General features: G+C 30.9%; 21 protein-coding genes. 5 read left to right on the top strand and 16 right to left on the bottom strand.

The window, feature by feature from the left end:
* Positions 1-17: 17 nt before the first annotated feature.
* Positions 18-1,091 (bottom strand): hypothetical protein, encoded by a 1,074-nt coding sequence (locus tag CLFE_RS03265; protein ID WP_077893384.1) that lies wholly within the window; start codon positions 1,089-1,091, stop codon positions 18-20.
* Between the two features lie 143 nt (positions 1,092-1,234).
* On the opposite strand from CLFE_RS03265, the gene CLFE_RS03260 reads away from it, so the two are divergent.
* The 4 genes from CLFE_RS03260 (at position 1,235) to CLFE_RS03245 (ending at position 4,907) form a co-directional block, all read left to right on the top strand.
* On the top strand, positions 1,235-2,269 hold the full coding sequence (locus CLFE_RS03260) for a YkvI family membrane protein (RefSeq protein WP_169850937.1): 1,035 nt from the start codon (positions 1,235-1,237) through the stop codon (positions 2,267-2,269).
* A gap of 19 nt (positions 2,270-2,288) precedes the next feature.
* Positions 2,289-3,185, top strand: a complete 897-nt coding sequence (locus CLFE_RS03255; protein ID WP_077893382.1) for a radical SAM protein — start codon at positions 2,289-2,291, stop codon at positions 3,183-3,185.
* Between the two features lie 242 nt (positions 3,186-3,427).
* Positions 3,428-4,120 carry an ABC transporter ATP-binding protein gene (locus CLFE_RS03250; protein WP_077893381.1) on the top strand — a complete coding sequence of 231 codons (693 nt, stop codon included), beginning with the start codon at positions 3,428-3,430 and terminating at the stop codon, positions 4,118-4,120.
* A 1-nt stretch (position 4,121) separates the two neighbouring features.
* Entirely contained in the window at positions 4,122-4,907 is a 786-nt protein-coding gene (locus CLFE_RS03245; RefSeq protein WP_077893380.1) for a hypothetical protein, read from the top strand.
* Between the two features lie 95 nt (positions 4,908-5,002).
* Here the strand turns inward: CLFE_RS03245 and CLFE_RS03240 are convergent, their stop codons facing one another.
* From CLFE_RS03240 to CLFE_RS03215, 6 genes are all read right to left on the bottom strand, one after another.
* The gene (locus CLFE_RS03240; RefSeq protein ID WP_077893379.1) at positions 5,003-6,802 is read right to left on the bottom strand and encodes a heme NO-binding domain-containing protein; all 1,800 of its coding nucleotides are present in this window, start codon (positions 6,800-6,802) and stop codon (positions 5,003-5,005) included.
* Positions 6,803-6,906: 104 nt separating this feature from the next.
* Positions 6,907-8,220 (bottom strand): peptidoglycan-binding domain-containing protein, encoded by a 1,314-nt coding sequence (locus CLFE_RS03235; RefSeq protein WP_077893378.1) that lies wholly within the window; start codon positions 8,218-8,220, stop codon positions 6,907-6,909.
* Positions 8,221-8,285: 65 nt separating this feature from the next.
* Positions 8,286-11,768, bottom strand: a complete 3,483-nt coding sequence (locus CLFE_RS03230) for a S8 family peptidase (RefSeq protein ID WP_169850938.1) — start codon at positions 11,766-11,768, stop codon at positions 8,286-8,288.
* Between the two features lie 80 nt (positions 11,769-11,848).
* Positions 11,849-13,963 (bottom strand): CBM35 domain-containing protein, encoded by a 2,115-nt coding sequence (locus CLFE_RS03225; protein WP_169850936.1) that lies wholly within the window; start codon positions 13,961-13,963, stop codon positions 11,849-11,851.
* A 16-nt stretch (positions 13,964-13,979) separates the two neighbouring features.
* The gene (locus CLFE_RS03220) at positions 13,980-15,353 is read right to left on the bottom strand and encodes an MFS transporter (protein WP_242951611.1); all 1,374 of its coding nucleotides are present in this window, start codon (positions 15,351-15,353) and stop codon (positions 13,980-13,982) included.
* Positions 15,335-17,308 (bottom strand): glycoside hydrolase family 127 protein, encoded by a 1,974-nt coding sequence (locus tag CLFE_RS03215; protein ID WP_077893376.1) that lies wholly within the window; start codon positions 17,306-17,308, stop codon positions 15,335-15,337. Before CLFE_RS03215 ends, CLFE_RS03220 begins: the two co-directional genes overlap by 19 nt.
* Before the next feature lie 224 nt (positions 17,309-17,532).
* Between CLFE_RS03215 and CLFE_RS03210 the strand changes: the two genes are divergently transcribed.
* Entirely contained in the window at positions 17,533-18,474 is a 942-nt protein-coding gene (locus CLFE_RS03210; RefSeq protein ID WP_077893375.1) for an AraC family transcriptional regulator, read from the top strand.
* A 34-nt stretch (positions 18,475-18,508) separates the two neighbouring features.
* Here the strand turns inward: CLFE_RS03210 and CLFE_RS03205 are convergent, their stop codons facing one another.
* The 9 genes from CLFE_RS03205 to murI form a co-directional block, all read right to left on the bottom strand.
* Positions 18,509-19,210 (bottom strand): hypothetical protein, encoded by a 702-nt coding sequence (locus CLFE_RS03205; protein ID WP_077893374.1) that lies wholly within the window; start codon positions 19,208-19,210, stop codon positions 18,509-18,511.
* A gap of 68 nt (positions 19,211-19,278) precedes the next feature.
* Entirely contained in the window at positions 19,279-19,749 is a 471-nt protein-coding gene (locus CLFE_RS03200; protein ID WP_077893373.1) for a M56 family metallopeptidase, read from the bottom strand.
* Between the two features lie 4 nt (positions 19,750-19,753).
* Positions 19,754-20,122 carry a BlaI/MecI/CopY family transcriptional regulator gene (locus CLFE_RS03195; protein ID WP_077893372.1) on the bottom strand — a complete coding sequence of 123 codons (369 nt, stop codon included), beginning with the start codon at positions 20,120-20,122 and terminating at the stop codon, positions 19,754-19,756.
* A 175-nt stretch (positions 20,123-20,297) separates the two neighbouring features.
* Entirely contained in the window at positions 20,298-22,019 is a 1,722-nt protein-coding gene (locus CLFE_RS03190) for a M56 family metallopeptidase (protein ID WP_077893371.1), read from the bottom strand.
* Positions 22,020-22,023: 4 nt separating this feature from the next.
* The gene (locus CLFE_RS03185) at positions 22,024-22,392 is read right to left on the bottom strand and encodes a BlaI/MecI/CopY family transcriptional regulator (RefSeq protein WP_322987258.1); all 369 of its coding nucleotides are present in this window, start codon (positions 22,390-22,392) and stop codon (positions 22,024-22,026) included.
* Between the two features lie 196 nt (positions 22,393-22,588).
* Positions 22,589-23,251: a LexA family transcriptional regulator gene (locus CLFE_RS03180; RefSeq protein WP_077834900.1), complete on the bottom strand. Its 663-nt coding sequence runs from the start codon at positions 23,249-23,251 to the stop codon at positions 22,589-22,591.
* A 98-nt stretch (positions 23,252-23,349) separates the two neighbouring features.
* Complete coding sequence (locus tag CLFE_RS03175; RefSeq protein WP_077834901.1) at positions 23,350-23,733, bottom strand: DUF3783 domain-containing protein; 384 nt, start codon at positions 23,731-23,733, stop codon at positions 23,350-23,352.
* A 40-nt stretch (positions 23,734-23,773) separates the two neighbouring features.
* Positions 23,774-24,226, bottom strand: coding sequence for a hypothetical protein (locus CLFE_RS03170; RefSeq protein WP_077834902.1), 453 nt, complete (start codon positions 24,224-24,226; stop codon positions 23,774-23,776).
* A 110-nt stretch (positions 24,227-24,336) separates the two neighbouring features.
* A complete protein-coding gene (gene murI / locus CLFE_RS03165; protein WP_077893370.1) occupies positions 24,337-25,110 on the bottom strand; it encodes a glutamate racemase in 774 nt (257 codons plus the stop codon).
* Between the last annotated feature and the right edge of the window lie 137 nt (positions 25,111-25,247).

Here is a 25,247-nt window from a genome sequence, read left to right as displayed (position 1 = left end):
CTTCTACCTATTTGCTGTCAACTTTCTCCTGCATACTTACTAACCTTATGGCTTTTTAAATTCCAAATCCATTTTCCTGACTTATCTTTAGAGGTAGTATCTTTTGGATTTTTAGGGGTACTTTCAAAAATAAGGTACTTTTCATTAAATCTTATTAGATTCAAATTAAATTTATTATCTGGAAACTTGCTATCGACTTGCTTTGATACAAGGTCTCCTGATTGAGCTTCATACATTTTTATTCTCATAGTTTTGTTTGTATTATATTGAACAGCTATAATCTCATCATCATTAGATGCCATTAGACCCATTATCTGCGCATTTTTATATGCATCAATAACTTTAATTGATTTAGCTGCTACTTTAAAAGGCTGGGTTTCATCATTTAAACTTTGGTCACTTTGATTTTGAGATTGATTTTGCCCTTCCAGCTGCTCTAAGTCCTGTATCTCACAAGATCCAATAAGTGGATTAGCTCCTGAGGTAGATATAATAGCTGTATTACCGTCATTATAAGCACTTAAAAAACTAAAACCATCCTTTGATACCTTAATTTTATCAAGCTCTAACTCATCGCTCTTAGAAAAACAATATTCAGGAACTCCTACTAGATTTATCAATATATTACTTTTCGCTTCATCCTTGATTTTAACCATTAAGTTATTCCTATACTGAAATACTTCTTTTCCTGCGGTAGCAGATATTTTATCTATTAGGTATTTACCCTTAACCTTTTTTATTTTAAAAATAGTTGTATCTACACCTACATAAGGCGAACTTTTGTCTGAGCTTATTATATTTAATCTCACATTTGCAGTTTTGCCCATTTCAGTAGTATCTAAAATTTTATAAGATGATATCTTAAAAGATGGTTGCATCTGACCTGTACCTTTCTTTTTAAGCTCTTCGGTATAAAACTTTTGCATACCTTGAAAGTCATTTTTCATATAGGCTGCCATGTACCCATTAATTGTTTTTACCGCCTTATTAATTTGAAATTCATTTATATTGGTTAATTTCTCATTTTTACTGCATCCTATCATACTAAATGTAATTAACAAAATACAAATATAGCTGAAGAATCTTTTCATAAATAATTCCCCCAATATATCATTTGCTCATTATAGTTTGCTCAATTTTCATAAACATAGTCATTATTTTTTTAAAAAAGTAATAAATAAATTATTTCGAATTATATATTTATATATACCTAAAAATAATATGGAGGATTTTTATGATAAAAAATTTAAAAATAATATTGCTTATTGCAAATGTCTTTATAGGTACCATCGTAGGTGCTGGACTAGCCTCAGGTCAAGAAATATTTCAGTTTTTCTCCTCATATGGATACAATAGCTTCTTTGGCTTAGCCTTATGTACTATTATATACATAATGATTGGGTTTGTAATACTAACTTTAGGAAAGAAATTCAAGCTGCATTCTTATAATGATATAATTTCAATTGTAAGCCCTGGTATACTTGGAAAGGTAATAAATCTCCTTACAAGTTTTTTTATGGTTATGAGTTGTTCTATAATACTTGCTGGTAGTGGCTCTCTTCTTAACCAATACTTCAATCTCCCAAAGTGGATTGGAATTCTGCTTATGATAGTTATATCAATAATAATAACTTTAAAAAATACAGAGGGTCTGATTAAGGTTAATTCCCTTATAGTGCCCTTACTTATTGTAGTAATAGTTACTATTTTTTCGCTTTATCTTTTTTCTTACAAAACATTTTTGTACAACCCTCTTCCTCTAAAAAAAGGTTCCTGGCTTCTATCAAGTTTATTATATGGAGGCTTTAACATATTATGCTGCTCTGGTGTACTTGTTCCTCTTAGTTCTGAACGTGATTTTAGCCTTAGAAACCTATTTTTAGGAGTATGCCTTGGTTCTATTATCCTTACTATAATTTCTGGTATGATAAATTTTTTACTTATTTCAAACATTCCATATATATTTAAGTATGAAATACCTCTTCTTTATGTAGCAAGTGGTTTTAGTAAGGTTATTCAAATTGCCTTACTCTTAATTATATGGTGTGAAATGCTGTCCACTGCTGTCTCTGATATTTACAGCATAGCTAAAAGCTTAGAAAGTTTATTTAAGTTTTCTTACTTTAAATCCCTAATTATAATACTAATAATTGTTTTGCCTGTTTCTCAAGTAGGTTTTAAAAATTTAATAACCTACCTCTACCCTGCTTTTGGATGTATAGGTATAATATTTATGATACAATGTACTTATTTCTATCTAAAACATTAAAGGGAAGTGTTTTTTATAAATGGATTCACTAAAGAATTGTAAACTATGCCCACGAGAATGTGGTATAAATAGATTAGAGGGCAAAAAAGGCTTTTGCTTATCTAGTGATAAAGTAAAAATTGCAAGAGTTTCTCTTCATGCTTGGGAGGAACCTTGCATATCTGGCACCAAGGGCTCTGGAACTATATTTTTTTCAAACTGTACTTTAAGATGCGTATTTTGTCAAAATCATAAGATTAGCTCTGAAGGTGTAGGAAAAGAGGTTTCAATAGAACGGTTAAGTGAAATATTTCTAGAGCAGCAAGCCAGAGGTGCAAACAATATAAATCTTGTTACTCCAACACACTATGTACCCCAGATAATTGAAGCAATAAAGCTAGCCAAGAAAAATGGTCTTACTCTTCCTATTTTATATAACTCAAATGGATATGTAAGCTTAGAAACTATTAAGTTATTGGACGGTTATATAGATGTATATCTGCCTGATTTAAAGTACTTTGATGATAAGTATGCAGTAAAATATTCAAAGGCACCAAATTACTTTAAGGTTGCTACAAATGCAATAGGCACGATGTTTAGTCAGGTAGGAAAACCTGTTTTTAATGAAGACGGGCTTATTACTAAAGGTGTTATTATAAGACATCTTATGCTCCCAGGATTACTGTTTGATTCAAAAAAGATAATGGATTACATATATAATACCTTCCATAATTCAGTTTATGTAAGTATTATGAACCAATATACACCTACTTTTAATGCTGAAATATATCCAGAAATAAATAAACCTTTAAATCCAAAGCACTATGATGCTCTTATTGATTACAGTTTATCTATTGGTATTGAGAACGGATTTATCCAAGATGCAGGAACAAATTCTAAAAGCTTTATTCCTGAATTCGATTTAAGGAATTGCTAATGGGGGCTCTATTGCCCCTATTTTAAATATACTAGTCTAGTTTTTTTCTTTTTATTTCTTATATGTTTCCTATATCAACTCCACAATACGCCAAATCAAAAGTAATCCTGCTGAGGATAAAATCAACATATTCCCACATTTCTATATCAATATGATAAAATAATTGACCTTGATAATTTAATGATATAGGGTTATATTTTATATGTTAAATCTTTATTTTGAATATATGGGAGGGATTGTATATGGAATATATACTACAATGTAAAGATCTTACTAAACATTATGGGAAAAAAATTGCACTAAATAAATTAAATATCAACATACCAAAAGGAAAGATAGTTGGACTTTTAGGGCCAAATGGTGCAGGAAAAAGCACTTTAATAAAAATAATAGAATCATTACTTAGTTATGATTCTGGAGAAATTAAAATTGATGGAAAATCTCCAAGCGTAGCTACAAAAAAAATAGTCGCATATCTTCCAGATAAAGAGTTTTTATATGAAAACATGAAAATAAAAGAAACAGTAAACTTTTTTCATAAATCTTTCGATGATTTTCGAGTAGATAAAGCCTATGAAATTATAAAATCTATGAATTTGAATATAGGTGATAAAATTAGTTCTCTTTCAAAAGGAATGCAAGAAAGATTAACTATAGCTTTAACTTTTGCAAGAAAGGCTAAGCTATTCGTATTAGATGAACCTCTTGCAGCAGTAGATCCATCTACAAGAGAAAAGATAATAAATATAATCTTAGATAATTTTGATAAAGAAAGTTCTATTTTAATAAGCACACATCTAATAAATGATGTTGAAAAATTATTTGATGAAGTAATATTTGTAAATGATGGAAGAGCACTACTTCATGACAATGTTGAAAAATTAAAAAAACAACACAATAAATCTATTGAGGATTTATTTAAGGAGGTTATTTGATATGCTTCCTTATTTCTTAAAGTTAGAGGCAAAAAAACACGTATTAATACTTGGTTTTTTTATATTATTGCAATTTATATTAAGCTTACTTGTACTTTCAAATTACAGCCAATATTCGGGGATATATTTACAGATAACCTCAATATCTTGGATATTAATTACCATATATGTTTTCATTGATTTATATAATAGTTTTTACAGAGGAAAAGATGTGCTTTTTCATATGGTTCCCATTAAAACCTCCAAGAAATTTTTTATTAAGGTAGTTGTTTTTTCAATCTCATTCATGCTTTTGTGGTCAACTTGTTTAATATTTGAATTTATTAGTCCAAGCGGTATATATGCTATGAGAATAGCAAAATCCAGTAATCCAACTATGGGTGTGATATATTTTATACTAGCTAGATTTTTAAGCTGCATAAGTGGAATTATTATATTAGGTTTGGCTATACTTTTAGGAAAACTTTTTAAGAATAAATTTGTGAGTGCAGCAATTATTTTTTTAACCCTATTCTTAATTACTTTTGGATTATATCAAATAATGAAATTAAATTTAATGCCAGCAAATAATATATATTTCTCTATTGGAACTAATTTACAAACATCATTTAAAGAATATGCTGGGATTGTTTCTTTGCTTGTTGGGGCAGATAATAGAACTATACCTGATATTGCTACAACAATATATTGGAACAATGTTATAGCAAATATTTGTGTGGCAATAATAGGTGGCTTTATAGTTGCAAAGCTTACAGATAGCAAACGTTATGAAATTAATGGAAAATAATTCAAATATGGTAGTTTATTCATAGAAAATTTAATTAATATAAACTTAGGGTGCTTATTTATCGCAAATAAGCACCCTAAGTTCAAATAACACACCTAAATTTTATACCTCTTCAAATCATTTCTAAAATTCTCGGCAATACCCTTAAATTGTCCTATTTTATCCGTAAGCTTGACTATCTCTTCTGTATAGCTTGTTACGCTTGCACTTACTTCCTGTGATGAAGCTGAGTTTTCCTCTGCTATAGCTGCAAGTGTCTCCATTTTGTTATATATTTCAGATATGGATTTTGCTTCACGATTAAGCTCTTCAACAGTTTTTATCATTGCATCAGATACTTTCTTAGCAGATACATTAGCATCGTTACTTAAACTTCTTACATTTGTGAGGTTCGATATTTCTCCTTCTAAAACTCCATATTGTGCTTCAATCCTATCAACTAATTCATTAATATTTACTACAAACTGTTCAAGATTTGTATTTATATTTTCTACAGCCTCTTTAGTTTGCTCCGCTAATTTCTTTACTTCTTCTGCTACCACAGAAAATCCACGTCCTGCTTCTCCCGCACGTGCTGCCTCTATTGAAGCGTTTAATGCAAGTAGGTTAGTTTGGTCTGATATTTCTGAAACTATTGAAACTATATTAGTTATATCGCTAGCCTTATTAGAAAGCTCACGTCCCTTGTCCTTTACTATCTTAAACTCATTAATACTATTTGTTATGTTTTCACTTGTAGTATTAACATTTTTATAGCTGTTATCTATTTTTTCTATAGTCTTTTCAAGTTGAATTTTATTTTGATTTTCAACATCTACAACTCTTTTAAGACCATTTATATTGTCATTAAGTACAGTAACACTACCTTGGGTATTATCAGCTTGGCTTACAGCACCAGCAGCAACCTGCTCTACCACATCTGATATATCCTTTGAAGTCTCATCCATAGTTTTAGTTATAGCGTTTATATTCTCAACAAAGGTATTCATCTCGTCTGTAAGTCCTTTAAATCCAACAAAATCCTTAGTTATCTCTTTGCTATAATCCTTGAGCTCTTCATATATATCTTCCCAAAAATCAGAGGTTTCAATATCACCATCCACTGAAAATTCATGTCTCTTTAGCCTTCCAATTTCTTCTTTTATAATACCTAGAGGCCCCATTAAAAAAGTTGAAGCTATAAATGCTACTAAAGCCTCTACTGCTGCACATATAAGTGCTTTAACTATATTATTAACACCTAAAACAGGTATAAAGACTATTATTCCTATTAGTAATGTAACTATTGATATTTTGGCTGGAATACTTTTAATAAATCCAAGTGAAAGCATTTTGTTTACTTTGAAAACTTTCTTATAGTATATATCTTTATCAAAAGTAAACTTAAAAGATACACTCTCAGCTGTTTTTTCTAATTCTTCAATCTTGAGTTTTTCATTAAAATGATCTGCGCTTCCCTTTATAAGTCCTTTTAAATATCCAAACATTCCTCTTTTAGATCTATATGTGAAGATTGCTTCTCTTTTAGATATTGGTTTTATTAATACAAGCGGTGGTTTTGCTCCTGGAAATTTCTTAGTCATAACCACATGAACATCAAACATAGATTTAAAAAAGGAATACAAATTTTCATGCTCAAAAAAAGCTGGAAAAGCTTTGTGGAATGCCTTTACGTTGTCTTCACCTATCTTTTCCCATATTGAATTTTTCTCCTCTTTTACATTATCTGATATATACTCAATAAATCTATTAACCTTATCATCATCTACATCTTCAAGGGGAGAAAATATTTTTTTTCTCTTAAATCCAACCTCTTCTAATGCATTTCCTACTACTTCTTCACCATACAACCCCTTACAGGTATTTACCCATGTTCCTACCACAGTTCCCTTCATTTTCTCATTCTCCCTTCATAGAAAACTTATGTTTCTATGATAATATTATACAATAAGTAATTGTTTTTGTTAAGTACTCTTTTTTATAAAATAATAATTATTTATTACTCTTCTGGATAATCTATATATGGAATAGGTCTGTTAGCATATGCTATAGGTGGAAAAAATACTCCATCATCATAGGAGGATTCTCCTCTAAGCTCAGCTATTTTGGTTACTGCAACATACACATCTGAAATTCTATACCAAGTTCCATAATCCACCACCCCTGTAACCGGAATACTGAATATCTTTTGAAACTCTTGAACTGATTTTCTAGTCTCTGCATTATATACACTTGTAACCGCTACCTTTGGTATTGCAGTATAGGCAACAGAAATCCTATTCAAATAAGTTTGTACTGTTCTAACTGGAATTCCCTTGCTCCCAATCCCTAGTGGATATCCCGGATATGAGATTGGTATACCTTTTACTTTTTGAGCTGTAGCAAATTGAACCTCCTGACCATAAAAACTCTTTATTATTTGTGGTGCAGTTTTTCCTTGATCGCCCAGATATTTACTTCCCCATTGAGTAAGCCAACCAGGACACTGGACATTCTTTCCATCACAGAATTGTGTTAAAAGTGGTTGTTTCCTTCCTGGAAGCTTTATATACGTTGTAAATACATCATCAACTATATTACTTATATTTTTATAAATATTTCTTCCATAGCTAAACGCTTGATCAAAGGCAGTTGAGTTAGTTATTGTGAAATTCTTTCCTTTTCCCCTATACCATTCTGTGTAAACTCTATTTAAAACAAAAGATATTATACATAGCGCATTAGCCCTTATGGTACTATCTGACCACGTAGAAAATATTTCTGAAGAACAAACATTTTTTATATAATCAATAAATCTTAGAGTATAATTAGGCGCTGCCTCGTCTGGTGCTCCTGCATGTACAACAATATATTGAGGCACTTGTGGCTCTGGCAGTACAACAAAACCACTTGGGCCTGTTTCCATTGGTTTTTCTGGTGCTTCTGGTATTTTAGGTGGATATTTTCCAACTTGCACATTAGGCTGTATTTGTATAATTACCTCCTGCCTATTTGGAGCATCAGACAAAGTAACATTTTGAAGTGCTTCTCTATCAGGCATTACCTGACATCCTTTAATTAACTGAGGTTTTAAAGTATTTGCCTCTATTTTAATATCATATAATCCATATGGAATTTTATCTGTTGGATTCATAGAATATTCTATTGGAGGAGTATCTAACTCAATTTCCTGTGTAAGACCGGAACTATCCGTATTTAAAACTATATTCTTTGCAGAAGTATTAGTATTTGAAGTTATTGTTACCTTAGATTTATCTACTGGTGTATAATTCTCTCCCTTAAATACTTGAATTTGTAATCTACCTTTAGCCATAATAATCCATCCTTATAAAAACTATTCATTATATTTAATATTCATAAATAGTATTTTTATTACTGTTAGATGAAAAATTTTCTTATTTCTTTAGGTATTCTTACAAATACTCTTCTTTTTTCATTTCTCATTCTTTCAAAAACTCCATTTAAATCTAAAAGTCCGTAACCAGTTTCACGATTTGGGTAAACCTCACCTTCTCTTCTATCTGCTCCGCGTATAAGATAGGTTTTTATTTTAGTTGAATATAAGGTTCTATCATTTCCATCAACTATTCCCCATTGAAGCATCAAAATAACTGCTCCTGCTAAGACTGCAGAGGCAGGACTACTTCCTGTAAGTGTTGTACTTTGACCACTACCATCTACGGTTGGCACCATATATCCACCTGCTGCTATTATTGGAGCTATCCTATTATCTCTTGTATAACCCCTTCCAGAGCTAGACATTAATGTATTACTATCCTGATTATAATAACTACAGCATATAACACTTCTACTGGTTGAAGGTACTGTTAGCGTTGTGTACTGAGAAGGGTTTAAAAATTCCGTTCCTTCTTCTAGCAAGACTTTTTGTGGCAGCCATGCATTATATGCTCCGTTTTGTATATACTCACCTGTTAAATTAAGCTTCCATATACCAGGTTTTATATTTTCTATATATATCTCTATAAACTCATCTCCTGTTAATGGTTCTGGGAAATAGTATTGTATTGTAACTATGCTTTCTTCATATACAAGCTTCGTTACATTTGGACCTTTATATTTAGGTGGAATTTTTTCTATTATTTCACCAGATGGGGATGTTATACTTATCGAAACTCTATCGGGAGTACTAAACCATATATTAATAGGTAAATTTTTTTGCTTTTCTCCCGCTTTTACTTCTATAACATTTACTGAATTTGTACTTTCAAACCTTCCTGAGGTATGTGTATTGGTATCACCTGCATTTCCACATCCACATACTACCGCAACTCCTCTTACTCTTGAAATTTGATCTATATATCTTTCTATAAGCGTGCTTCCGTCATGTCCACCTTCATTAGTTCCAAGTGGAATATAAATTACTATAGGCATATTAACTTTATGAGCATAATCAAACAAATATTTTATTGCTTGAATTATAGAAGAACTTGAATAAACAGAGCATTTAGGCTCTGAAATTCCATATTTGCTAAGTGTAAGTCTTTTAGCATGGATAAGCTTAACTACAGCAAAACTGCAATCTGGAGCAGCTCCAACATATTTGCCACGTCCTCCTATTATTGCCGCAAGTTTTGTACCGTGACCCTCTTCATCTTTAAGGTTTACTCTACTATAAGGATCACCATTATTATTCTTTAACGCTATTGCTGCGTTTATATCCGCTGCGGAATATTCCTTACCATAATTCACATTTTGGTTATTAGCATCATTTACTCCTGTTTGATCCCAAACCGTCATTATTCTAGTTGTATTATTTTCGTACATAAATTCGCTACTCAAATAATCTATTCCCGTATCTATAATTCCAGCAATTACACCCTTTCCCGTAAGATTTAGATATGGATCATCATGGAATTTATTTATGTTAGCAGCATCAAGTGGCGATAATGCACATATTGTATATAATGATGGTATTTCTGCATATAGAATTTCAGGAACAGTATTTAAAAGTTCATTTAATCTTTTTTCTTGTACACTTACAACATAATAATTATCTCCCAGTGGAAAGGCACATGCATAATCTATCTTTGACATAGCCTGCATAATATCACTGTCTGCCTCTACTGTAATATTCAGATAGTCAGGTTTTAAATACACATTAGCACAACCTTGTCTTAACATTTTCTCACTCCTTGTTAAAATTAAATTAAGTGAATTACTAAGGCATACTTTCCCATATCCAAAGGTAGGATTAGGGTAACTAATATCCTCTCTATCACGTTTTGCTCCATTAAGTAGATAGTACTTTAATCTATCACCATACATATAAATATCTTTTTTAAGAACTATCCCCCACTGCATTAAAAGCGCACAAATTCCTGATACCGTTGGTGCTGCCATAGAAGTTCCTGATAAAGCATCAAATTCTCCGCCTGGTGCTGCTGATTCTATAGCCTCCCCCGGCGCTACTAAATCAGGTTTTACTGGGTTTCCAGTTTCTCTTCCTCTTCCAGAAAAGCTAGATATTGCACCGGTTAAGCTGTTATAGCTACCTACTGTTATAGCATCCCTTACAGTACCAGGTATACCTAAAGTATCATAAACATTAGGTCTTAAAAATCTTGTATTTGGATTAAGCCCTTCCTGCACCGGCAGCCAAATATCATAGTTTCCCATTGTATTAGACTTTTTAGTTATTGTTATCATCCAAGTACCAGAAGTAAGCTTGGAATCAGCTGATGCTAGATTTATTAAAATTTCACCATTTAGGCTAAAAGGCTTAGGACCACTATAATATAGAAAATATCTATCGTTCTGTATGCGTCCCTCTTTGTAACCTTCATTTATATTAATTGTTCCTGTGGATATATTAGCAGGATTTTTAATTTCTATAGCTATATTCTCAGTAAAACTTTTATAAAGCTGAAGAATTATACTCTTTTCATCTTCTGCTATATTCATTGATATAGTTTGTGTTTCACGAAGAGGACTACCCACATGATGTCCTGCTGCCCCTTCATTACCTGCTGAAATTACAAAACTTATTTTTTCAAGCAGACATATATTTTCTATATACTGCTCTAAAAGACTTGTTCCATCATGGGCACCATCATTAGTACTGAAGCTTAAGTTTATAACTAGCGGCATATTCATTGAATTTGCTTTATCTACTAAAAACTTCACACCACGCATAAGCTGTGTACTTTTTCCATATGCCGCCTTACCTTCTGCTGTCATTTTTACCATAGCAATATTACTTTCATAGGCAGGTCCAAAATATCGTCTGTCTATATTTCCTCCACCACAAGCTATTCCTGCTACGTGAGTTCCATGTCCAATATCATCTCTCTCTGGAACTATGAGTTCTGGATTATTAGATTTAATTGCTCTATTTATCTCCTCATTACTAAATATCTTTCCTCCACTGCTTAAATCATATATATAAAGAATTCTACTTGTGCCATCCTTGTTCATAAACGCAGGGTGAGTGTAATCAATGCCTGAATCTATAAAACCCACAAGTACACCTTTTCCCGTTAGATTGTATACGTCCCAAGCTGGTTGTACACAGCTTGCTGTATTTGCTGGCAGAAAATCAGCATAAAGATTTTTAGGTAACTCCACGTATTCTATTTGTGTTATTTCATTTAGTTTATTTAAATTATTTATAGGTACTGTTACAATTCCAAAGCCAAAACCTAAATCCTCAAAGCTTCCCCCGATATTATCCACAGATTTTTTTAAAGTATCAGGGTTATCCACAAATTTAATAACAACTTCCACATTATTAGCTTCTTTATTTATATTAAGTTGTAGTAGTTTATACTTTACGCTTTCTGGAACATCATAAAATAAATCTAAAGCCGCATCATTCTTACTCGTAAAAACTCCCCCAGAAATAAATATATCTATAAAATATATGCAGCTAGATTAAAAAAAATAAGTGCTGAAGGGTTTTTAAGCCCTAAAGCACTTTTAATTTACTTTGTCACTTCAATATAATCCTGCTCTACATAGCCTGTGTTTCCTTTAGAAAACTTAATTGTATTATCTCCCTTTTTCAAATCTACAGATAAATTTAAAATCTTTCTGTAACCCATATTAGGAACACTTGCCATCCAGCCTCCTGTTTTTTCAAAGGTAATAACCTTATTCTCGCCTCCATTAATGCTTAAATTTTGAGTTGAAGCACTACTTTCTCCATTAGCATATCCTACCTCTAATTTGTATTTACCACCTTCAGGTACATTCATATTATACTGAACATAGCTATCACCGAAGTTTATCATACCAACAAATGCATCATTGGAACCATAACTACTTAAATTTACAGTTGCATTATTAATAAGTGCATTTTCTGCTTCCTGTCTTACTTTAAATGTCTTAGCTACTTTAGATAATTGTATATAATCTAATTCTGCATATCCATTTTGACTATTGCTAAATCTTATCTTGTTGTCTCCCTTTTTAAGCTTAATCTGTACATCCTTTGTTCCACTTTTTCCACTAGACATCCATCCTGCTGTAGAGTCATAATTTACATCTGCTTGCATATCACCATTCACATATAATTTTTGTGACGAAACCTGTGAATTGCCATTAGCATATCCTATTTTCATATTGTAAGGTCCAGCATCTTTTGCAGTTACATTAAATTCCACATAACTATCTTTATAATCTATTTGTCCTATATACTGTCCATTTGAAGCCCCTTCGTTACTAAATTTATTGGCATGATTTACTACTGCTTCTTCAGCTTCATATCTATTAATGTAACCCTCTTTATTGGTAATGGTCATTCGATATCCAAAACTTTTATTCATTCCTGTAACTGGCACATTTATCTTTCCATCAACTACATTAAAGTTTCCTTCAAATACTTCTTTAGCCTGAGAAAGCTTAGTATCCACTCCATACCATGGTGCTTCTTCCACTTTAACATGCACTTTATTATTAAAGAATTTGTTACTATTAAAGCCTTTTACTAAAATGTTATTATCACCATCCGCACCACCGAATAGCACACTAGCAGTTTTTTTACTACTATCAACACTAGCAATCCCGTCTAGATTTAAAGATGTCTGTGATACCGGAGTTGTCATTGCCATCTTTCCACTCATATCCCCATACCATTTATAGAGCCACCAGCCGCCATTAGGGTTACCGTCCTCCGTTATTATATTGCTTAATCTACCTGGTCTAAACCAAAATGCTGAACAAGCGCTCTCTACTCCTGCTCTCTCAAACTCAGAAAAATATCGTATCATAGATCCAGGAACGGCTTCTTCTGTAGTTACTCCATATTCATCAATACAAATTTGTCTATTGTTTATTCCAAGACTTTTTTCAAGATTTCTATAATCCTTTACATGCTCCTCTATATACTGAACATCTATTACACCTTTTGCATCCCCAAGTTCATGCCAACACATAATATCTGGCAAACAGTTATTTTCCTTACAATAAGTTAAAAAGTTCTTTAGCCAAGGTTCATCATATAAGCTTATACTTGGTCCTAAGATTTTCGTTTTACTATCTTTTGCCTTTACCCTATCATAGGTTTTCTTCCATACTTCATTAAATGAAATTCCAGAGCTCTTCTCATTCCAGGTCCAATTTGGTTCATTCCAAAGCTCGTAGGCGTAAATATTAGCTGCCTTTGATGCTAAAGTTGAATCTACTATACTGTCTATCTTGCTATTCCAATCATCTAAACTAATCCATTTATAAGGAAAGTCTTTATACATATCTGGAAATCTTATATTTATTTTTGCACCACTTCTTGCTGCCTTCTCTGCTAATTTTAGTGCATCTCCGGTTGGGCTTGCCTCACCATTTGGAAGCTGACCACCATTAGGTGCCATTTGAGTAAATACATTAGGCTTAGTTGGCATTAAAAGATCATCCGATGGTTTGTTTTCATCCGATAAACCATATAATGAACCTGATGCAACATGCGTAACATTTCTATACTGATTTGATAAATCTACTGTAAAATTATTAGTTTCTGCCTTTACTTTTATACCTTTAACTCCACCTGCTAGTGATATAGTAAATATAATACCCAAAATCATACTTATACCCTTTTTGTTCATGATTAATCCCCCTTTATTAAGCTTGAACTGCTCTTCTAGCTTCCAACTCATTCTTTATATTAATTTCATTTTTTTCATATTTGCCGTATATCACCATGGGTATACATGCTGCTAAAAATAATATTGCTGGCAACCATACAAAGCTGAATTCTATTCCAAACAATGAAGAAGCCGTTTGTGTTTTATTTGCAACATAGCCAAACGCCCCCATGATTTGCGCTGGTATAAATCCTCCAATACCACTTCCTGCTTTAATACAAAATGCACTGCCTATTGATGTTAAAAAGCCACTAGCTCTTATGCCTGTTTTCCATTCTCCAAAATCAACTGTATCAGATAACATTGCAAATGGCATAGAACAAGCAACTCCTGACCCAATTGAACTTATGACATATAGTATGATAACAGCTGCTACACTTCCTCCTGCAAAATGTATTAACATGTTTGCTACTGCTGAAACTATAAGTGATCCTATCATAACTGACCTCTTATTTGATATCTTAACCATAAATGGTATTAGTATCATTCCACCTATAGTTAAAAAGGATAATGCACCTACTACCGATACTAGATATTTCATATGAAGATTATACTGAAAATAATATATCTGAGAAGATGACATAACGTTGCTACCAATCCAATATATTAAATTTGCAGTAACTAGAAGTATCCAAGGCCAATTTCCTTTAACAGCTCCTACACTCTTCTTTATTGGTATAGATTTTAATTTACTAACATTTCTTTCTCTTAAATTTTTAAAGGCTGATATTAAAAGTATTACTGCTACAACTCCAAATATAGCTAAAGTAAATGAAAATCCCTTTCTGTCATTTCCAGCACCCAAAATTGCAACCAATGGTAAAGTTAAATTTGTAAATAACTTTCCTATGTTTCCTCCGACCATTCTATAAGAATTTAGTACAACCCTCTCCTTAGAATCGTTAGATAAATTAGGTAATATTGATGTTATCGGTGTGGCTATACCTGTATAACAAACACCTGCACAGATATATGTGACAGCTGCATAAACCACCTTCATTTGGGGCGACAAACTAGGTGTTGTAAAGGTAAGCCATGTAAAAAAGGCAAAGGGAATACATATCCATAAAAAATATGGTCTACTTTGTCCCCACTTTGTATGAGTGTGGTCAACTAAAAATCCCCATATTGGAGCATCTACTGCATCAACTAATCTTGTTGCTAAAAGTAATGTTCCTGCAATTCCTACACTTAACCCAAATACATCAGTAAAAAAATAAAGCAAATATGTGCTTATTACTACGTATAGTAAATTACCTGCACAATCAGTTGCACCATAGCTAATTTTTTGATAAAAAGGCACTTTGTTTTCCATATATATCATCAATCCTCTCAAGCTTTTTTTATCCAAACTCTCATTTCTCCATCATTCCTATTTGCCCAACTGTAGTATGGTATAAATGTAAGCACTTTTTCTTCATACAAATCTTCATTATCATCACTACTATAAAGATTTTCTCCCCAGTCATCTTTTACGATAAATTTTTCTCCCCTTGCTTTAATTTTTACAACTCCAAGAAGCAATTCTGAATCAAATTCACATTTGTACTGAACATTTTTAGGCAGCTTTATTAAGTGGAGATCCTTGCCATTGTCCTCTTGTTCTAAACAATATACTATAGGTCCTCTCTGAATAGCTACTTTGCCAAAATCGTCCTTCACATATGGATTTGCTTTTATTTCTTGAACCTCCATTAAAAGATTTAAATTCACTTTATCACTATATCCCCATTTTCTACTGATATAAGCATATCCATCTAAAACATCATATTTTACAGCCTCTTCATTTACTTTAATGTCATATTTATTGCACCAATTTGGTATTCTAAGCGCAACCGTAAACTCTCTATCTTTACCATCAACAGTTATATTGACATTGCCTTTCCATGGGTAATCTGTTTCTTGCTTAACTATAATTTCTTCTCCTTTAAGGTTCATTGATGATTCATTAGATATATATAAATGCGTATAAATAGTTTCCTCATCTTTTGTATATATATATTTACCTATAGATGTTAGAGTTCTGGCCAAATTAGGTGGACAACATGCACAACCAAACCAAGCTGGTCTCTTTACCTTTACATGACTTTTTCCCGGATCTCTTTCACTTGCCTTAGGATCTACCTCCAAAGGATTTACATAAAAGAAATGCTTTCCATCTAGTGACATTCCACTGATACAAGAATTATAAAGACTTCTTTCAAGTACATCTCCAAAAATACCCTTAGGCTCATTTTTTAGCATATTGTGTGCAAAGAAGACAAGGCCAACCGATGCACAAGTCTCACAATACATTGTGTCATTTGGCAAATCATAATCAAATGTAAATCTCTCTCCCATTACTGTAGAGCCAATCCCCCCTGTTACATACATTCTCTTTTTAGTTACATTGTCCCAAAGAACCTTGCAAGCATTGTACATTTCTTTAGTTCCTGTTAACCGTGCCACCTCTGCTAGTGCAGTACACATATATACAAATCTAACCGCATGCCCCTCAGCTGTTTGTTGCTTAACTATAGGTTTATGTGCTTGAAAATATTCCGCTTCAAAATTATTCATTCCAATTAGTATTGGCTGTTTATTTTTGTCTTCTTCTAATTGCTTTCTAAGAAATCCGCTGTCCTTTCCTCTTTCCGTGATAAAATACCTACCAAGTTTTAAATACCTTTTCTCTTTAGTTACCAAATACAACTTTGTAAGTCCTATTTCAATTTCTTCATGCCCATCATAACCGTGTATTTTACCTTCTTCTCTTCCAAAATTTCTATCAATACAATCTGCCAGTTTACATGCTATTTTAAGAACTTTATCTTTTCCTGTAGCTTCATAATATGCTACACTTGCTTCGATAAAATGACCTGCACAATAAAGCTCATGACTTTCTAAAAGACGTTTGAATTTCCTTTCCTTGGCATCTATAGTAAAATACGTGTCCAAATAACCGTCATCTTCTTGAGCCATTTCAATTAGATTTATAACTTCATCCGCTGCCTTTTCTAATTTTTTATCCTCTCCTGTTGTAAGTGAGTATGCCACAGCCTCAAGCCATTTATATACATCACTATCTTGAAATACATATCCATAATGATGTCCTTTTTTTAATCCAGCAGCAATTTTAAAGTTTTCAACAGCATGGCTTTTCTCTGCCGGAATATTTTTATCATTTCTTTCCCTTTCAATTATGATATTTGCCTCATCATTTAGAACCTTCCATTGAAAAGGAATCATATCTTCTTTAACTATTTTCATATATCTTGACCAAAATTTATCAGTTACTTTAATATTTTTTAATTTAATATCTTCCATTTATATCAGCTCCATTCTTATTTAAGGTTGTCAAATCCGATATTTAGTGTTTTAAATCTTCTCACCTCCAAATTTATATAAGAATATATTTTACTAATTTGACATAAGCATTTATGAGGATTTATAATGATATTAGTAATTTCTACCTTTATGTACCCTTATTATAAATCGTTTACATTTTATCAACAACTTATAGAATCGTATTTTAGGTGGTGAAATCAGATATGAAATATTTCAAAACAAATATTAGCACTCCTCTTTCTTTTTTTAAGGCCGGTCAATTTATTTGTGACAATAACTGGACGCATAAAGCTTTTAAATTCGAAAAAGACTATGAAATTATAATAGGAGTAAAAGGTAGTATCTACATTATGCAAGATAACGAAAAGTATGTTGTAAACCCTGGTGACGTATTACTTCTACCCCCTAAAATTCCACACTATGGCTACGCACCTTCAAAGGAGGGCAGCAGCTTTTTCTGGATACACTTTCTATGTAATTCAGAAGAATATACTCTAACAAATCAAGATATATATAATGAGATTGTGGAATTTTCAGATAAAACTAAAGTCAATGAATCAATACTACTCCCTACATTTTTTTCCTTAATTGATTCTGGAAAACCATTTATATATTTAAAACAAATACTTCATATTGTAAATTCCCCCTATTATACTCATTTAGCTGCTAATTTCCTTTTGTCTGCTTTTGTTGTAGAACTCACTCAACAATTTGTAAATTCCTTTACTTTGTCACAAAAAAACAATGGGATAGTGAACAAAAAGTTTTTTGATATATTAGAATTCATTAGGGTAAACGTAACTACAGAACTTTCTGTTCACACTGTAGCAAATAAATTCAATTTCACACCTGATCACTTAACTAGACTATTTAAGAAAAACTTGGGTATTAGTACTTTAAAATATATTAATACCTTAAAAATTAGTAAGGCTAAAGAACTTCTAATTAATTCTGATAAGACCATAAAAGAAATTTCATATATACTATGCTTTAAAGATGAGAAATACTTTATGAAGTTATTTAAAATGTACGAAGGTGTAACTCCCTCTCAATACAGAGATGCTTATCCAAAAACATATATAAATACTGAATACTCAGATCCTGAGCTTCCCATACCATTTTATTTAACGCAGAAAGGGCAGTAAAACTTATTACTGCTCTTTTATTATTAAATTTCAATTATTTAATTGCCCTCATAGAATTTATAACCTGTGGCAACTCTGAATGCATTTGCATAAAATTTTTGAAATCTGGCTGATTATCATCAACAGTTACTCCTGTAGTTCCTGCAATAAAGTAATCATTATCTCCTATTCTATAAACATATTTTCCATCTATTATAGGATCATAGCCATCACCACTAAGATTTGGTGAATTTCTTTTAACCAAAAGTAACAATCCTTTATTCTTATGATCATTAAAATAAATATCCAAATAATCGGAAGTCTCTTCTACAGAGTATTTTCCACTCCAACTCTCTGGAAAAGTCATTACTATTCCTAAGTTCTTGCTCACATAAACGTTTGATTCTTCAGTTACGACTTTTTTTACTGGCTGCACAGCTTTATTTGTATTAACAGTTGCCAATTCATTTTGTACTGCCCTAGATTTTTTTATAGGTGATGGTTGATTAACCTGTTTGTTTTGAGCCACAGCTTTATCTGAAACTTGACTATTTACTGCTGTATTATCTGGCTTATTTACCTTATTATCAGTTTTCTTAACTGGTGCTACTTTTTTCTGTACTACTACTTTAGTACTCTTTGTACTTTTATCACTTAATGAATTTATCTTAATAAAACCTATACAGGCAACTATAGCTATTAATACTATAGAACCTACAGTAAATATAAATTTCCTTTTTTTAAAATTACTAATCATAATTATTCTCCTTTTATAACTAGATTTATTTTTAGAAATTCCTGCTGTCAATGGAATAAAATTCGATTCTAAAAAGATTCTTTATAAGCTTTTATTTTTACAGTTACAAATATATTTACCAATAGTATATACGCAAATATAAGAATTAAAACTCTTATCCAAAGATAAGAGGCTTTGACCCATAAAGAGCTATAATTTTTATTAACTTTCAAAATTTTTTTATTAGAAATACTATTTACAGTATTTTTTTCTTTATTATCTGTAAAAGAAACTTTACTATTTTGTACACTATACATAATTTTATTAGTCATACTAACCTTTTCCACTATGGGATATAAAAAATTGTGTACACTTACATTACCTTGTACATAAAATGGGGTAGTCAATCTAATAATTAATAAAATCCATATATAGTAGTTCCATTTTGTTGTTAATGTTTTATTAAAAACTTTTTTCACTAGCAAAATAATTAAAGTTATTAGAGTTGAACTAATTCCCATATAGAAAATACTTTTAAAAATCAAAACCAAATTATCCATGACTCTACCTACTCTTTTTATTTTCTAATAGTTTTTCAAGTTCATTTATTTCATCATCTGACAGCCTATCGCCCTTAATAAAATTTGATAACATTACATTAAAAGAACCACCAAAGCATTTTTCCAGGAAGGTTTTGGTTTCTTCTTGAACACATTCCTCTTTAGACACCGCTGGATAATAACTGTAATAAGTTTTTTCTTTTTCTGCTCTTAATACTCCTTTTTTAACTAAACGTCTTATTAAAGTATGAATTGTCTTAGGGTTCCACTCAGTATCTTTAATTACTTCTTCAATTATTTCACTAGCTAATATTGGAGACTTACTCCAAACAACCCTCATGACCTTCCATTCGGAATCCGAAATATTTTTCATATACAATTCAATCCTCTCTAAAGGGCATTTCACCCTTATATTACAGCTGTACTACCATTAATATATTACAGTTGTAATACATATGTTACAAAAAACATAAAAAGGACACTAGCTTTTTATTTTCCACTTAAGCTAATGCCCTTTTTTAGTTATTCTTTTTATAATAAATTTAAGCTTATTTAATAGCCCTCATTGAGTTTACAAGCTCTGGAAGCTGTGAATGCATTGTCATAAAGTCTTTAAAATTAGGATCATCTTCTTCAATCATTATTCCTGTAGGCCCTCCAACAAAATAGTCAGCACCTCCAACTGTAAATACATATTTTCCATTTATAGCATCATAGCCTTGTCCTGTAAGTTCCGGAGAATTTCTGTGTATCCAAAGTAGTTCTCCATCATGCTTTTGACCTTTACAATAAACGGTTAACCAACCTGAACTCTCTGATACATAATATTTTCCACTCCAACTTTCTGGGAAAGTAATTTCTATGCCTAAGCTTTGGCTTTCATAAACATTCGATTGTTGATTAGGTGTTGTATTTTCAGCTTTTGAAGCGGTACTGCTAAGAGTATTAACTTCTACAACCTTTTTGTTTTGCTGATTTTGTTTATTGGTATTTGTAGAATTTGTTTTTGTATTATTATTCTTGTCACTAACTGGTTGTACTGGTGTTTGTGCCGGCGCTGGTGTAGCTGCTGCAACATTTTTATCTTGGCTATTATTAACATTTGAAGTTTGATTATTTGATTTTGTATCTGCCTTCTTTATTGGGTTTATTTTTTTATCAACTGCTACTTTACTATTTTTTATATTTTTATCATTTGACGACGTTAATTTAGTAAAACCAACAAAACCAACTAAGGCTATTAGCGTTACTGAACCTATAGTATATATAAATTTTCTCTTTTTAAAATTGCTAATCATAATTATTCTCCTTTTATAACTGGATTTATTTTTAGCGAGTCCTGCGGTTAATGGTATAAAGTTTGATTCTGAAAAAAACCTTAATAACTTCAGTACTGTTCTTCCATAGTCCTTGTATTCTGAATGATTTAATTTCTCGAGAGCCAAATCATCACAAGCAACTTCACAATCTTCACGCATTTTGTAAAAAGCATACCAAATTAGAGGATTAAAAAAGTATATACTTTGAAGTATTATAATAATCCAATTAAAAACTATGTCCTTTCTTTTATAATGCGCTAATTCATGAAGAAAAACATACTTTATTTCATTATCCGTTAAACGTTCCATATGAGACTCACAAGCCAAAATTTTTACTCTAAACAAACCATAAAGAGATGGAGTTCTTGCTTCTTTGGAGGTCAATATACTTATATTCTTTCTAACCTTCATAATTTCCTTACAGCTTTCAAGTATAGAGTTTAACCTTACATCATATGATTTCTTATAATTTTTAATTTTTACAGCTACAAATATATTGAGATAAATTATATACATGAATATCAACATTAATCCTAGCATCCATATAAAGCTAGCTTTAATCAAAATTGAACCATTACTCTTAACATTGACCTTATTTCTAACTTTTGTTTTAACGCCTTTATCTAATGCCTTATTGATTTTGATGTTAGGATTATCAGCTAAATTATTCTTAGAAAAAGAAGTAGTCGTACTTTTTATATTATTTATAAACTTATTATGTACACTTACCTTCTCTACCAAAGAATAAGCAAAGTTATTTATACTTACATTTCCTTGTATATAAAACGGAGTAGTCAATCTAATAATAAGTAGAATCCATATATAATAATGCCATTTAATAGTTAAAGTTTTATTAAAAATTTTTTTTACTAAAAGTATAATTAAAATTATTAAACTTGAACTAACTCCCATATATAATATGTGTTTAAAAATAAAAACCATATCAATCATAATACTACCTACTCTTTTTGCTTTCTAATAATTTTTCAAGTTCATCTATTTCTTTATCTGATAGTTTATCACCTTTAATAAAATTAGATATCATTACATTAAAAGAACCTTCAAAACATTTTTCAAGAAAAGTTTTTGTTTCTGCCTGAACACACTCTTCCTCAGATACTAATGGATAATAACTGTAATAATTTTTTTCTTTTTCTGCCTTTAACACACCTTTTGTAACTAAACGTCTAATTAAAGTATGAATTGTTTTAGGGTTCCAATCTGTTTCCTCACTTAATTTTTCAATTATCTCACTAGCTAGCATAGGAGGTTTACTCCAAATAACCTTCATAACCTTCCATTCGGAATCCGATATATTTTTCATTATCATTCTATCCTTTCTAAAATCCAATGTACTATACTACAATTGTAATACCATTATTATATTACAGTTGTAATACGATGGCAAGTCTTTTTTAGTATTTATCTAAATATTATTTACTTATTAAATATAATCCAAAACAAATAAGGATAATAGCGTTATTATTAGCCATTATCCTTATAGACCTATTTTTTAATATTTATACCGAAAACTCTACTTTAGTTATTTTACCTATAATCTTAATGTCATGCACCTGAACCGTTTGTGTCATTAAATTCCCGTTATTGCTTATAAGAAGTAATTTATTGCTATCTAGCCTTTTTATTTGTCTTAATACTCTGAGATTATTGTATTCAATAAGGCAAATAGCATTGTTTTCTATTTCAACTGTGGTATGTCCAAAAGCTATATCATCTTTCATTATTCTAAAACCTGTCATATCATTGTTTTCAATCTTTATAAAAAACACTTTATCCTGATTGAAACCCTCAATTTTATTATTTATTACAGGAAGTGATTTTTTATCTATTACATTTTTAAATGTATAGTCATACACAGGTACGCTTTTTAATATTGAGCTAAATGCATCTGTCCAAACTTCACTTTTTTCCTTCTTCTTTTGAACACTTTTAAATTCATAATTAGTTTCTGTAACTTCTTCATCTACAGTCATATTTATATCATTTATATCTTTTCCATATAATTTTTTAATTCTATGTATAATACTCTCAGTTATGACTTTTCTTCCACTTTCAATTTCATTAATAAATTTCTCGTTAACCCCTAATTTCTTAGCAAATTGCTTTTGAGACAATTTAGCCTCTTCTCTTATAATTTTAACCTTTTCTCCTGCTCTATTCATAATAATACCATCCCTTTTAATTTAATGAAGTGGCAGACAAAATTCAGTCTGTCACCTATAGTACCTATATATTCTGCCTTAAAAAGAAGGCTTCTTATTTAAACATTTTTATATCCATTTTTTATATACCATTCGCGCTCTTTATTTAATTCATCTAATAAATGTTTTATAGTCCAATTCATAGATGTTGGTGTTACTGTTGCAAATATTGGTGAACTCTCAGTTATATTTCTTATAGCTTTTATAGCTGTCTCTATCTCTTTATCTACAAATTTATTAAACAAAACAAGCTTACAATTCGGTAATTCTTCGTTATGTGTTTCCATCTTAACACCTTTTATTATATCCCTTATTCTCATTTCACTCATATTTTCTTCTATTTTTGAGAATCCCGGAAGCTTATTTTCACTTACTATTTTTTTTAACTCATCTATTTCTTTTTCATCAAAACCATATATAAACATTCTGCCATTGTTTTTCATTTTATTACCTTCCTTACTAGTCTTTACTTTTTATAAGATATTATTTTATAGGATCTTTTTTAAAATTCATATCAATTTCTAAAGAAAGTACTTCCTTCGGTAATTTTATTATAATACATCCTCCTGGCAAAATTAAAAAAGCATCCTTTTCTAAAATATTAAAAACACCATTTTTACCACTTACGTTCTCTTTTATCTGAAGAAATGTATCAATATCATTCTCATACACATAATCCAAGTTAAAAATACTCTCCTTGTTACTACAAACTCTACAAGAATCTTCTCCTGCAAATATATCTAATGTTTCTATTTTATCATATAAATTAATTTTAATACCATAAACAATATAGATATTACCACTATTCCCATGATTGGCAATAGTTATACAATTGGCAGGCTCATTCCATGAATATTTAACATGTCTTCTCAAAATTTCACCTTTAATGCCATCACATTTTTTTATATTTATATCTTCTAAAGTAAAAACCCTCACTTCATCACCTTATTTCACTAGTTTTATCTGTGTATTTACCTTACAGTAAGTCCACTATTAATTTATTCACTAAAAAGCATTATGTGAAATAAAATGATGTATGAAATCTATCATTTTAGCTTTAAAAGCTTATAACTTAAGTCTATTATTTTATCGCTAATTAAAGAGTTAAGTATTTGAACTTCTCCCCCTTTAGAATTATCATTTAAAATATCATATTTCTTAAGTTTTCTTTTTAATTGCATAACCGTACCTTCACTACCATCAATTATCGGTACATCATGGGCAATTTTTCCTATTTCTTTTCTTACAAATGGATAATGTGTACAACCGAGTACAAATGCCGCAATATCATCCTTTTCATACTCTCTAAATTTACCTCTTAAATACTCCTGCATTTTTGGTCCTTCCACAATTCCATCTTCTATAAGCTCCACAAGGCCCGGACAAGGAAGCTTCACTATTTCAGAAGTTTCTTCATACTTTTCCATAAGCTTTCTGAACTTAATTTCTGAAAGGGTCATAGGTGTTGCCATTATTATTATTTTACCCTTTCTTTTTAATTCTACTGCTGGTTTAAGCGCTGGTTCTATACCTATAATAGGTATGTTCTTATACCTTTCTCTTAGCTCATCTATTGCTGCACTAGTTGCTGTGTTACATGCTACTACAAGCGCCTTTATATTCATCTTAAGAAGTTTTTCTACAACACTACAAGTAAGACTCCTTACTTCTTCAACACTTTTTATTCCATAGGGTGCATTTTTTGAATCTCCATAATATATAAAATTTTCATGGGGTAAGTTTTTTACAGCTTCCCTTAAAACACTTATACCTCCAACACCAGAATCAATAACACCTATAGGATTATCTTTAACAATCACAATATCACCTCTGAAGCATATCTCTAAAAATTTAGCATTATACATATGTAATTATATATTACATTAACTATCTATATTTATAATATCATAAATACTATAAATTTCTATAGTTCAAATTAAGTCATAATATTTGATGT

It is taken from the genome of Clostridium felsineum DSM 794 (assembly GCF_002006355.2).
Taxonomy (GTDB): Bacteria; Bacillota; Clostridia; order Clostridiales; family Clostridiaceae; genus Clostridium_S; species Clostridium_S felsineum.
The sequence above is the reverse complement of the archived record's forward strand: the minus strand, read 5'-3'. Positions and strand labels throughout refer to the sequence as shown.